The following is an 11543-nucleotide window of genomic DNA, read 5'->3' as shown; positions in this document are numbered from 1 at the left end:
TCAGGCGGCGATAAATGCGGGATCGGCATAACCGTGCCCTTCCGCATATGCAATGGTCGGTCCTTCGGCACGGATGCGCTCGCGAAGGCGCAAGGGGCGCAGCCGGCCTTCCTTTTCCTCGACCTCGATGACGTTGACATCGACCACGAGATTGCTGGCGAATGCCTGTTTACCGGCCGCTTCGAGAGCAGCAACCGCTTCGGCGTGGCGCGCCACAATGGCGTCCTGCAGGCGCTCAGTCCACTGGCCATTGGCATCCAGCCACACGGCGATGCCATCGGTCAGTCGGTTGGCAGTCAAGACGTGATCAACCATGGTTAGTTCCTCGCAGTTTCCAGTTCAGCCGGCAGCCTGAGCCCGAGCGGCTCGGAACGGCTGAAATCGGCGCCGGCGACAGCGTCGCCGATAATTACCATGACCGGACCGGTGAGCTCTTCGCGAGCCTCCAGACCCGGGAGTTCCTTCAGCGTGCCGTGCAGCAGACGACTATCGCGGCGGCCGGCATTCTCGACGACGGCGACCGTCGTATCCTCCGCCAGCCCGCCCTGCATAAGGCGCTCTGCGACGGAAGCGGCGACGGTGCGGCCCATGTATACGGCGACGGTGGTGCCGGACAGCGCCAGGCGTGCCCAGTCCGGCAGAACGTTGCCCTGCAGATCGTGGCCTGTGGTGAATACCAGTGATGACGAGACGCCGCGCAAGGTCAAAGGCAGCTCGAAATCTGCGGCGGCGGCGAGCGCCGAGGTGACGCCGGGCACTATCTCGTAAGATATACCCGCGTCGCGAAGCGCCGCCATTTCTTCGCCCGCCCGGCCGAAGATCAGTGGGTCACCAGACTTCAGGCGAACCACCCGCTTCCCTTGCCGACCGAGCTCCACCAGCAGGTTGTTGATCTCAGATTGCGACTTCGAATGGCAGCCCTTGCGCTTTCCGACCGGAATGCGCTCGGCATCACGTCGTCCCATGTCGACCACCTCGCGCGGGACAAGCGCATCGTAAACGATGGCATCGCATTCCATCATCAGACGATGGGCGCGAAGCGTCAGCAGATCTTCGGCGCCGGGGCCTGCCCCGACCAGGAAGATACGGCCTTCAAGCCGATCTGCAGCCACACCCTTCAAAAGTCGCGTTGCCTCGCGGCGGGCCAGGCTGATCTCGTCCGATTCGACGTGATCGGCCACCTTGCCCTTGAAGAAATCGCGCCAGAAGAGGCGTCGTGGCGCGCCGCGCGGTACGAGGCGGTCCACGGCGCGGCGATAGGAGTTGGCGAGACGTCCAAGCTTGCCGAGCGAACGCGGAAGCAGCCGATCCACATCCGCCCTGATCATCTGTGCCAGCACCGGGCCGACACCTTCGGTCCCGATCGCGACCGCAATCGGCGCACGATTCACCAGGGCCGGCGTGTAGAAGTCGCACCACTCCGGCTGATCGACGGCATTGGCCGGGATGCGCGCTTCCCGTGCGGCTGAAACAATCGCCCTGTCGAGTGCAGCATCGCCGGTCGCGGCAAAAACGAGACGGGCGCCCTGCACCTGGGAAGGCTCGAAAGGACGCGCAACCTGATCGATGCGCTGGCTCGCGAGGAACGCCGCATAGTCGGGCTCCGGATGAACCGCATAGGCGACGATGCGGGCCTCCGTATTCCTCAAGAGGCGGGCCTTGGCATAGGCTTCGTCGCCCTCGCCGAATACGGCGACGACTGCATTCTCGACCTTGAAGAAAGCCGGGAAAACCGAAAGCTGTTTCTCGTTATCTGCCATGACTGCCCAAATTCCAGTGGGACGCATAATGGCCTTTATAGGCCAGCCATTGAAGAAACAGAAATCCCCTACCCTCTGTGCGAGCGTATTTCTTTCCTAGGCATCCCGTTTTGGCGAGCAAAACTCACCGCAGCGCACCCGGGGCCGCTGTGTTGTGAAGTGATGCTGCGCGATGTGGAAAAACTTCGAGACGGCCAATCATTTTGCTTCGGTGACCGTCGCGCAGGCGTTAGTGTCGAGGCATCCTGGACCCGGAGCATCACGTGACCACAATAGAAATCACCCGCCGACTGCTCGACGTCATCGAGCACGACATCCTCCCGCTCACGGCCAAGGGCGTGGCTGCCGGCAACAAGGTGTTCGGTGCCGCCGTCCTGCGCAAGTCAGACCTGTCTCTGGTCATGGCCGAAACCAACAATGAGCTGGAAAATCCGCTGTGGCACGGCGAGGTCCATACGCTGAAGAGGTTCTATGAGCTCGGGGTGCGGCCGGACACAAAGGACCTGATTTTCCTCTCGACGCATGAACCCTGCACCATGTGCATGTCGGCGATCACCTGGGCAGGCTTCGACAATTTTTACTATTTCTTCAGTCACGAAGACAGCCGTGATGCCTTCGCGATCCCGCATGACCTGAAGATCCTCAAAGAGGTTTTCGGGTTGGAGCCGGGCGGTTACCGACGCCAGAACGCCTTTTGGCTCAGCCACGCGATGATCGAGATGGTGGCATCGGCCAGCGACGACGAGCGGCCGGCGCTCTTCGAACAGGTGAGCCGCATCAAGGCGGCATATGAACGGCTGTCCGAAGCCTATCAGTCCTCCAAGGACGACAACGCCATTCCGCTCAACTGAGCCAGCGGCGTCTCCGGGCAGTTCTGCAATCGAGGATTTCTGCGCATGCCGATGATCGACCACATCTCTCTCGCGACAACCGATCTTGGAAGGGCACGTTGCTTCTACACGGCCGCTCTCGCGCCCCTGGGTGCGGTGGAGGTGGCGGTTACCGATGTTTCCGCCGGCTGGGCCGTAGATGGTCAGGATGACTTTTACGTCAATCTGGTGGAGCATGGCTCGGTCACCGACAATCCGAAGACTCACTACGCGTTCTCGGCCCCATCAAGGGCTGCCGTCGATGCATTCCATGCTGCGGCTCTCATCCATGGCGGAACGGACGATGGGGCGCCTGGCCTGCGTCCTCGATATCACCCTAATTATTATGCGGCGTTCGTCATCGATCCGGATGGACGCCGCATCGAGGCGGTCTGCCATCGCGCACCCGAATAAACGAAAGCACTTCAATGGAAGCTTCACAGGACATTTCCCGCCTGCTCGAAATCATGGCGGCACTTCGCCAACCCGAGACCGGCTGCCCCTGGGACATTGTCCAGACCTTCGAGACGATCAAGCCCTATACGATCGAAGAGGCCTATGAAGTGGCTGATGCGATCGAGCGGCAGGATCCGGACGATCTGTGTGAAGAACTCGGCGACCTGCTGCTGCAGGTCGTGTTTCACGCCCGGATTGCTGAAGAGGCAGGACAGTTCAGTTTTGGCGACGTGGTCGAGGCGATCACGCGAAAAATGATCCGTCGGCATCCGCATGTCTTTGCGCGCTCCGATGCCGATACGCCCGAGGCAGTGAAAGCGCAGTGGGACAAGATCAAGCAGGAGGAAAAGGCGGAACGGGTCGCCCGCCGCGCTGCACGTGGATTGGCGGCAGATCCGGATAACGGCTATCTCGGCTCCGTCCAGAGGTCTTTCCCGGCGCTCACCGAGGCGCTGAAACTGCAGGAGCGGGCCGCCAAGGTCGGCTTCGACTGGTCGGAAGCGGCCCCGATCCTCGACAAGATCGAGGAAGAAATCGGCGAATTGCGCGAGGCGCTGGCTGAAAACAGGCCAGAGAAGGTGAAGGATGAGCTGGGCGATCTGATCTTCGCATTGGTGAACATCGGGCGGCATGTGGGCGCAGAACCAGAGCAGGCGCTGCGCGGGACGAATACAAAGTTTCGAAATCGATTCAGGTATATCGAGATGGAACTTGAGGCAAATGATGAGAATTTGCGCGATGCTGACCTGGAGCGGATGGAGGAGCTTTGGCAAGCTGCCAAAGTGATCGAACGGCAGATCGGTTGAACGGCGATGCGGCTGGACAAGCTTGAAGTCGCCATTGCCGGAGCCGGGATCGGCGGACTTCTCCTCGGCACTATTCTTGCTCGTCGCGGGGCACGGGTGACCGTCTATGATCAGATGGACGAGCCCCGACCCGTGGGTTCGGGATTCGTTCTGCAGCCGACGGGCGCTCAGGTTCTTGATGCCTTCGGACTGCTCGCCCCGGTCGCCGCGCGTGGGCGTCGCATCGAGCGCATGGTGGGGCGCCTGAAGGAGGGCGGAAAGCCGGTGCTCGACGTGCGCTACCGATCAGGTCAATGCGGTATCGCGGTCCAGCGCGTGGCCCTCTTCGATGCCCTCTTTGACGCCGCCCGTGCAGCCGGGGTCAACTTCGAAGCATCGGCGCGAATCACGGAGGTCGAGACCAGCGCGCGGCCGAATCTCGTGACAGTCGGCGGCCGGCGGCTGCCAGACGCCGATCTGGTGATTGATGCCATGGGGGCGAATTCACCCTTTGGAGCGCGTCCCGACACTGAACTTGCTTACGGCGCGCTCTGGGCGACCGTGCCCTTCGAGGAAGCCGGATCGTTTCGGGGCAACCTGCTCGAACAGCGTTACGACCGCGCCTCCCGGATGGCCGGTGTACTCCCGGTCGGGACCGCCCGAGAAGGAGCGCCCGAAATGGCGACCTTTTTCTGGAGCCTGCGCCTTGCGGATTTTGCCGCATGGCAGAAAGCCGGTCGGGATGCCTGGCTGGAGGAAGTCGGCAGCCTTTGGCCCGAGGCAGTGTCCCTCGCGGCAGTGGCCCAACCCGTCTATGCGCGTTACCGCCATCTGACGCGTCAACCCGTCATCGCACGTCACGCGCTGAAGATCGGTGATTCGTGGCATGCGACGAGCCCGCAGCTCGGCCAGGGAGCGAACATGGCATTGCTCGATGCAGCCTCGCTCGCTTCAGCACTGGTGCGGGCGGAGGATATATCGAGCGCCATTTACCGGCATCTGCGGCAAAGGCAACTGCATGTGGGTACCTACCAGTTCCTGAGCCGAGTGCTGACCCCGTTCTATCAGTCGGACAGCCAGATCCTGCCTGCCCTGCGCGACCACCTGATCGCTCCGGTAACGACGCTGCCTGGAATCCGGGCCATCATCTCGACCCTGGTCACAGGCGATCTTCTCGATCCGGTCGGTCGGCTCCGTCTCTCGGACAGCTTCGCGCGCGCGGCAGGGGGCCGGCAGAAGGTGTGATCGTCCATTCACAGCAGTCGTCACCGCGTGCCGAGCAGCGAGGGTGCGATACGGTGACGTGGCTGGCGGTCAGGGTGGCAAAGAGCCGCTCGAAGACGGCACCGTGCCACGGGCAGCCGGGCGTTGCGAGCGGGTTTGACCAGATTACGAGTCGGACGACGGGCCGCCGCCAAGCCTCCACGTGGCCGCGGAACCGCCCACTTCCCGCAAAGGTCCAGGAATGGGCGGCGATGGCGCGAACGAGGATCCGTGTCGAGAGACCCAGCGGCAGGCGCGGCAACAGCCAACGGGCCGGCTTGGGGATGCGATTCGTGAGAAGGTAGTGACCGGTACGGTGGCCGGCATCGGCAAGCACCTGGACTGAATCGACGGGAGAAAGGTCCTCGCAAAGGACGTTGAAAAGCCGACGCGGTTCGGCCTCATCAAGCATGACACGCGGCGCGGCCGTGTAGCGATCTATTAGACCGGCGCGCTCAAACAGGGCGCGCGCCGTGGTCTCACCGAAGAGGGCTGACAGCGCCTGCCCCGTCTGAACGAGGGCATTCGGTCCGATCCTCGCGGTCACTGCCGGCGAACCCGACTCTGTCGCAGAGGGCGTCTGCAGAGCCGCTGGAGACAGAACCGCATCTTCGTTTTCTGTCTCGGCCAGACCAACCCACGTCTCAGAGGCGGGCATCATGGCTCTCGGCTCCGCCACCGCAGGCGAGCACCGGCTGCGCAGCGCCTGCTCTTCTTGCCTTCGCCTGACTTGCACGATCGGCGGCAGCCTGCCAATCGTCGAGCTGGGCAGGCGCAATTTTGCGGCTCATGTCGAAACCGAAATCGACCTTGTCCTTGGATTGCGGGCCCCAGTAGTTGTGCTTGCCGAGGTCATAGAACTTACGCTCGAAGCCTGCCTTGAGGAATGCCTTGAGGCAGCCCAGCAGGTAACGGCGACGAAAACCCTTGCCGCGCCAAGGGTAATGGAAGAGCGCCTTGATCATGTAGAAGCGGCGGTAATTGTTCATGACGCGGTCGAGCAGTTCGGCGCGGTCCATGGCTTCGGGCTTCATGATCGGTGTTAAGAAGTTGTATTTCGAGAAATCGAAGATCTCGACCTTGTCGCCCAGTTCCTGAAAAAGCGGCGAGAAGGGCCAGGGCGTGTACATGGCCCAGTTGGCGAGATCCGGGTTCCAGTCGCGCGCCATCCGATAGGTCTCTTCCAGCGTCTCCGCCGTCTCGTTTTCCAGCCCGACGATGAACTGCGCCTCTGTGAAAATGTCGGCTTCACGGAGCAGGCGGATCGCCTTCTTGTTCTCGGCGACCTTGGTTTCCTTGTTGAAGCGGTCGAGTTTCAGCTGGGCGGCGGCTTCCGTGCCGAGCGAGACATGCACGAGGCCGGCCTTGCGATAGAGCGCCAGATATTCCTCGTCTCTGATGATGTCGGTGACGCGGGTGTTGATGCCCCATTTGACCTTGGCCGGCAGCCCACGGGTGATCAGTTCCTCGCAGAAGGCGATGAACTTCTTGCGATTGATGGTGGGTTCCTCATCAGCGAGGATGAAGAAGCCGACCTGATGGTCGTTGACCAGCTTTTCGATCTCATCGACGACCTTCTTCGGATCACGGATGCGATAGTCGCGCCAGAACTTCCATTGCGAGCAGAAGGAGCAGGTAAACGGGCAGCCACGCGCCATGTTGGGGATGGCGACCCGGACACCGAGCGGCACGTAGATGTATTTCTCCCATTCGAGCAGCGTCCAGTCCGGCACGACAGCATCGAAATTCTTGACCGTAGGAGCCGCGGGTGTCGCGATGATCTTGCCGTCATCGGTGATATAGGCGAGCCCCCTGATCCCTGCCCTCGCCACCTTCCAGTTGCCGGTGGCAAAGGCGCGGGCGAGATCGACGATGATCTCCTCGCCTTCGCCACGGACGATGACGTCGACATAGGGCGCCTCGGTCAAGACCTGCTGGTACATGAAGGTGGCATGGATACCGCCGAGGACCCGGAGCGCCTGGGGGCAGACCTCTTTTGCGATCTCCAGGCAGCGCTCGGCCATATAGATCGACGGGGTAATGGCGGTGCAGCCGATCATATCAGGCTGCAGGCGGCGCAATTCCTCGTGCAACCGGTCCTCCGTCATGTCGTTGGTCATGGCATCGAGGAAATGGATGTCGGTGAAGCCCGCCGACTTCAGTGCTCCGCCGAGATAGGCGACCCATGCGGGCGGCCAGTTGCCGGCGATCTCAGCGCCGCCGGAGTGATAGTTCGGATGGATGAAGACGACGCGCATGACCACCTCCCATGTGTGTAAACAAAAGTTGACACACGCGGTCGCGGCATTCCTTGACGTGAATCAAGAAATGCGCCGAAGTTTTACGGTCATCCTGTGGGTTAGCGTTCCCAATCTTCTTTTTCGGCCGACTTCCGGGTACCGAGCTTGCGCTCCAGTTCATCGGCTTGACGGTCGGTGAGACGCACGTCGAGGCTGACGCTGCCGTCTTCGTGGTCTTCGCGACTGCTGACAACGGCGTTTTCATAGAGCCAGGAGATAACGGCGTGTTTGTCTGCCGGGACTGTGATCGTTGCCTCCGTCAGAACACCAGAAAGGCGCTCAGAGATCACGTCGAGCAGCGTGTCGACGCCCTCCCCGCTGATCGCGGAGACGGGCAGGACATTCTCACGCCCGGCGGCTTTTTGCAGCAGACCATCATGATTGTCTGGATCGAGACGATCGATCTTGTTCCAGACCTCGATGATCCGTTCCGACCGTTCCTTCTCATCGATGCCGAGATCGTCGAGAATGCGCAGGACGTCCGCCGATTGGGCACCGTTGTCGGGGTCCGACATGTCGCGGACATGCAGGATGAGATCGGCTTCGAGCACCTCTTCGAGCGTCGCACGGAAGGCGGCGACGAGATGGGTCGGGAGGTCAGAGATGAAACCGACGGTGTCGGACATGATCACGGTCCGGCCATGCGGCAGCTTCATGCGGCGCAGCGTCGGATCGAGCGTGGCAAACAGCATGTCTTCAGCCAGAACGCCCGCACCGGTAATGCGGTTGAACAGCGTCGATTTGCCGGCGTTGGTATAACCGACCAAGGCGACGATTGGATGGGGAACCTTGCGGCGCTTGGCGCGGTGAAGCTGTCGGGTGCGAACCACCTGTTCGAGCTCGCGCTCGAGCTTGATGATCTTGTCCTGCAACATGCGCCGGTCGGCTTCGATCTGGGTTTCACCCGGACCACCCATGAAGCCGGCACCACCGCGCTGGCGCTCAAGGTGCGTCCAGGATCGCACGAGGCGGCCCTTCTGGTAGTTCAGATGCGCGAGTTCGACCTGGAGCGTGCCTTCCTTGGTGGAAGCGCGGCGGCCGAAGATCTCGAGGATCAGACCCGTGCGGTCGATGACCTTGGCGTTCCATTCCTTCTCGAGATTGCGCTGCTGGACCGGGGTGAGCGGATGATCGACAATGACGAGACCCGCATCGAACTCGTCGAGCAGCGCCTTCACTTCGGCGATCTTGCCCGATCCCATCAGCGTTGCCGGGCGCGGTTGGTTGACCGCAACGATCAGACCCTGGACGATGGTCAGATCAATGGCGCGGGCAAGGCCGATGGCCTCTTCGAGCCGTGCGTCGTTCGAGCGGCCTGGCGCCGGTGGCGCTCCCTCGGGCAAAGGCTGAGGACGTCCCTGCTTGAGAACGGGAACGATGACAACGGCTCGCATGTCATCCCGGGGCTTTTCGTCCTCCGGGATGATCGAATCGTTCTTGGTGTCGCGATTTGTGATGATCTCAGTCCTGTTGGGAAGCGCTATCTTCGCTCTCGAACATCTGCATCGGCTGGCCTGGCATGATGGTCGAGATGGCGTGCTTATACACCAGCTGGGAATGTCCGTCACGACGCAGCAGAACGCAGAAGTTGTCAAACGACGTGACGACACCGGTCAGCTTGACGCCGTTGATGAGGAAGATCGTCAGCGAGATCTTCTGTTTGCGAACGGTGTTGAGGAAAAGATCCTGCAGATTCTGAGAACGTTCCGCCATGGCGCCGCTTCTTTCTTTCTTGCCGGTCTTTTCCGACCGGTGTGATTATTGTTCTTGCTGGCAAGGTGGGCAATAGGTCCCCTCGCCCCTCCACCGGAACAAGGTGGTATCAAATCACCGTCTTTTCCGCAACGTCGAAAAAGGCGGATCGGATCCGCTCCGACATGGCACCGGGATGGCCATTGCCGATCGTCTGGCCATCGATCTCGATGATCGGAAAGCAGATGCTGGTGGCTGCGGTAATGAAGACTTCGCGGGCCGCCAGCATTTCCTCGCGGGAAAATTCCCGCTCCGCAACCGCAATCCCCAGTTTTTCCGTCACATCCATCAGGCCGGTGCGCGTAATGCCGCGCAATATGCCGTGTTCGGCTGGGCGGGTGACGAGCACACCATTTTGGTCGACGATCCAGACATTGGTGGCAGCCCCTTCCGTCACCATGCCGCGGGCATCGATGTAGATGGCCTCCTGGGCACCCTTCTCCTTGGCCGCCTGACGCGCCATGGCATTGGGGAGCAGACCGACTGTCTTGATATCGACCCTGTCCCAGCGATTGTCTGGTAGGGTGATCGCCTTTAAGCCAACTTCGTTCTTCTTAGCTATAATCGATGGATCGGTGATCTTGGCGGTGATCACCAGGCTCGGCTGCGTGTCGGCAGAGGGAAAGACGTGGTCGCGGCGGGCGACGCCACGTGTCACCTGAAGATAGAACAAGCCATTCTTCACCCGGTTACGTCTAGCCACTTCGCGGATGACCTGGGTGAGAGCCGCCCGGCTCATCGGGCTTTGCATTTGCAGTTCCGACAGGGAACGGTCGAGGCGGTCAAGGTGCCGGGTCAGATCGACAATCACGCCATGACGGATCTCGCAGACCTCGTAGACACCGTCGGCAAACTGGTATCCGCGATCCTCGATGTGGACCGCCGCTTCCGAATGGGGAAGATAGCGTCCATTGACATAGGCAATCCGGGGCATGGGGCTGTGACCTCTAGAAATACTGGATCGATACGCGGAAAAGCTGCTCGACATGCCGCACGGCGTCCGCAGCGGCAAAGAGCACGACGCGATCCTTGGCCTTGATGCGGGTGTCACCACTGGGGCGCAGAACCGCCTTGTCGCGGTAAATTGCGCCGATGCGCAGGCCAGGAGGCAGTTCAAGGTCGCGAAACGATTTGCCGACGAGCGGCGAGGTTTCCAGCGCTTCGGCCTCGATCACCTCGGCCTTGCCCTTCTGCACCGCATAGACAGCGCGAATGCGGCCTTTGCGGACATGCTGAAGGACGCGCGAGATCGTCACGGCACGCGGGTTTATGTAGGCGTCGATGCCGATCGAGCCGGCGATGTCGTGGAAGGACGGGCTGTTGATCAGGGCCATTCCGGACTTGCAGCCAAGGCGCTTCGCCATGGCGGCACTGAGGATATTGGTCTGATCGTTGTTTGTCAGCGTCACCATCAGATCCGCATCCTGGATGTCGGCCTGATGCAGGATGTTCTGGTCCAGCGCGGACCCGTGCAGCACGATTGCATCGGGCAACTGGTCCGATACCGAAAGCGCCCTGTCGCGATCGTTTTCGATGATCTTCAACCGTGTCTTCGGCGACATGTGGCCGATGGTGCGGGCCACATAGTGGCCAATATTGCCCCCGCCGGCAATGACGATCCGAGCGGCTTCCTGCTCCTCGTGGCCAAAAAGGCCAAGCGTTCGGCGGGCATGATCCTTCTGGCAGATAACATAGGCGAGATCGCCAACCTGCAGATGGTCCTGCGAGCGTGCGACCAATAGCTTGCCATTGCGCCAGATGGCACAGACGGTTGCCATCAGGTCAGGAAACAAATCGCTCAACTGGTTGAGCGGCGTATCGACAACCGGGCAGTCCTCCATGCATTCGATGGCAAGCATGGCGATATGATCGTCGGCGAAGCGGACGATGTCGGTTGCTCCGGGAAAAGAAATGCGGCGGAGCACCATCTTGCCGACCTCGATCTCCGGCGAAATCGTCACGTCGATCGGGAGATTGTCTCGGCTGAACAGGTCCGAATACTCCGGCAGCAGATAGTTCTGCGATCGGATACGGGCGATCTTGGTCGGCACATTGAACAGGGAATGTGCCACCTGACAGGCGGTCATATTGATCTCGTCGTAGAGCGTGACTGCGATCAGCATGTCGGCCTGGTCGGCGCCCGCACGCGCCAACACGTCTGGATGGGCGCCATGACCGACATAGCCGCGCACGTCGAGCGTCTCGGTGATGTGGGTGACAAGCGATGCGGACGTATCAATGACGGCAACGTCGTTGTCTTCCTGCGACAGCCGCTCCGCGATCCCGTAGCCGACTTGCCCCGCACCGCAAATAATGACCTTCATGGCGTGTTTCCTGCGCTCGCCCGATCGGAAGACC

At 61.2% G+C, this 11543-nt stretch carries 12 protein-coding genes; 4 read left to right on the top strand and 8 right to left on the bottom strand.

What is annotated here, in order from left to right; genetic code table 11:
- Together FJQ55_RS09775 and cysG are read right to left on the bottom strand one after the other, a co-directional pair.
- Window positions 1-315: a DUF2849 domain-containing protein gene (locus tag FJQ55_RS09775; RefSeq protein ID WP_140827542.1), complete on the bottom strand. Its 315-nt coding sequence runs from the start codon at window positions 313-315 to the stop codon at window positions 1-3.
- 2 nt (window positions 316-317) lie between these two features.
- Window positions 318-1760: a siroheme synthase CysG gene (gene cysG / locus FJQ55_RS09770; protein ID WP_140827540.1), complete on the bottom strand. Its 1443-nt coding sequence runs from the start codon at window positions 1758-1760 to the stop codon at window positions 318-320.
- 263 nt (window positions 1761-2023) lie between these two features.
- Here cysG and FJQ55_RS09765 point away from each other — a divergent pair, with 263 nt between their 5' ends.
- Genes FJQ55_RS09765 through FJQ55_RS09750 form a run of 4 tightly spaced genes read left to right on the top strand, consistent with a single transcriptional unit; the run spans window position 2024 to window position 5115 of the window.
- On the top strand, window positions 2024-2611 hold the full coding sequence (locus FJQ55_RS09765) for a deaminase (RefSeq protein WP_140827536.1): 588 nt from the start codon (window positions 2024-2026) through the stop codon (window positions 2609-2611).
- Between the two features lie 51 nt (window positions 2612-2662).
- Entirely contained in the window at window positions 2663-3043 is a 381-nt protein-coding gene (locus tag FJQ55_RS09760; protein WP_140829199.1) for a VOC family protein, read from the top strand.
- 14 nt (window positions 3044-3057) lie between these two features.
- The gene (mazG, locus tag FJQ55_RS09755) at window positions 3058-3891 is read left to right on the top strand and encodes a nucleoside triphosphate pyrophosphohydrolase (protein ID WP_140827534.1); all 834 of its coding nucleotides are present in this window, start codon (window positions 3058-3060) and stop codon (window positions 3889-3891) included.
- 6 nt (window positions 3892-3897) lie between these two features.
- Window positions 3898-5115, top strand: a complete 1218-nt coding sequence (locus FJQ55_RS09750; protein ID WP_140827532.1) for an FAD-dependent oxidoreductase — start codon at window positions 3898-3900, stop codon at window positions 5113-5115.
- Here FJQ55_RS09750 and bchJ read toward each other — a convergent pair.
- The 6 genes from bchJ to trkA form a co-directional block, all read right to left on the bottom strand.
- Window positions 5030-5794 carry a bacteriochlorophyll 4-vinyl reductase gene (gene bchJ / locus FJQ55_RS09745; RefSeq protein WP_140827530.1) on the bottom strand — a complete coding sequence of 255 codons (765 nt, stop codon included), beginning with the start codon at window positions 5792-5794 and terminating at the stop codon, window positions 5030-5032. The genes FJQ55_RS09750 and bchJ overlap by 86 nt on opposite strands.
- On the bottom strand, window positions 5778-7391 hold the full coding sequence (bchE, locus tag FJQ55_RS09740; RefSeq protein WP_140827528.1) for a magnesium-protoporphyrin IX monomethyl ester anaerobic oxidative cyclase: 1614 nt from the start codon (window positions 7389-7391) through the stop codon (window positions 5778-5780). Before bchE ends, bchJ begins: the two co-directional genes overlap by 17 nt.
- Window positions 7392-7492: 101 nt before the next feature.
- Window positions 7493-8827 carry a GTPase HflX gene (hflX, locus tag FJQ55_RS09735; protein WP_140827526.1) on the bottom strand — a complete coding sequence of 445 codons (1335 nt, stop codon included), beginning with the start codon at window positions 8825-8827 and terminating at the stop codon, window positions 7493-7495.
- A 67-nt stretch (window positions 8828-8894) separates the two neighbouring features.
- On the bottom strand, window positions 8895-9146 hold the full coding sequence (gene hfq, locus FJQ55_RS09730) for an RNA chaperone Hfq (RefSeq protein ID WP_140827523.1): 252 nt from the start codon (window positions 9144-9146) through the stop codon (window positions 8895-8897).
- A 109-nt stretch (window positions 9147-9255) separates the two neighbouring features.
- On the bottom strand, window positions 9256-10119 hold the full coding sequence (locus FJQ55_RS09725) for a D-amino-acid transaminase (RefSeq protein ID WP_140827521.1): 864 nt from the start codon (window positions 10117-10119) through the stop codon (window positions 9256-9258).
- Window positions 10120-10132: 13 nt separating this feature from the next.
- Window positions 10133-11509, bottom strand: a complete 1377-nt coding sequence (trkA, locus tag FJQ55_RS09720) for a Trk system potassium transporter TrkA (RefSeq protein WP_140827518.1) — start codon at window positions 11507-11509, stop codon at window positions 10133-10135.
- Between the last annotated feature and the right edge of the window lie 34 nt (window positions 11510-11543).

Origin of the sequence: Rhizobium glycinendophyticum, assembly GCF_006443685.1 — a bacterium.
In the GTDB taxonomy this organism is placed as follows: Bacteria; Pseudomonadota; Alphaproteobacteria; order Rhizobiales; family Rhizobiaceae; genus Allorhizobium; species Allorhizobium glycinendophyticum.
This window is presented reverse-complemented; position numbering and strand designations above follow the sequence as displayed.

Coding starts and splice junctions, on each gene's coding strand:
- FJQ55_RS09750 (WP_140827532.1), top strand. CDS start 3,898: ATGCGGCTGGACAAGCTTGAAGTCGCCATTGCCGGAGCCGGGATCGGC.
- hflX (WP_140827526.1), bottom strand. CDS start 8,827: ATGCGAGCCGTTGTCATCGTTCCCGTTCTCAAGCAGGGACGTCCTCAG.
- FJQ55_RS09775 (WP_140827542.1), bottom strand. CDS start 315: ATGGTTGATCACGTCTTGACTGCCAACCGACTGACCGATGGCATCGCC.
- cysG (WP_140827540.1), bottom strand. CDS start 1,760: ATGGCAGATAACGAGAAACAGCTTTCGGTTTTCCCGGCTTTCTTCAAG.
- FJQ55_RS09725 (WP_140827521.1), bottom strand. CDS start 10,119: ATGCCCCGGATTGCCTATGTCAATGGACGCTATCTTCCCCATTCGGAA.
- FJQ55_RS09760 (WP_140829199.1), top strand. CDS start 2,663: ATGATCGACCACATCTCTCTCGCGACAACCGATCTTGGAAGGGCACGT.
- hfq (WP_140827523.1), bottom strand. CDS start 9,146: ATGGCGGAACGTTCTCAGAATCTGCAGGATCTTTTCCTCAACACCGTT.
- bchJ (WP_140827530.1), bottom strand. CDS start 5,794: ATGATGCCCGCCTCTGAGACGTGGGTTGGTCTGGCCGAGACAGAAAAC.
- trkA (WP_140827518.1), bottom strand. CDS start 11,509: ATGAAGGTCATTATTTGCGGTGCGGGGCAAGTCGGCTACGGGATCGCG.
- mazG (WP_140827534.1), top strand. CDS start 3,058: ATGGAAGCTTCACAGGACATTTCCCGCCTGCTCGAAATCATGGCGGCA.
- bchE (WP_140827528.1), bottom strand. CDS start 7,391: ATGCGCGTCGTCTTCATCCATCCGAACTATCACTCCGGCGGCGCTGAG.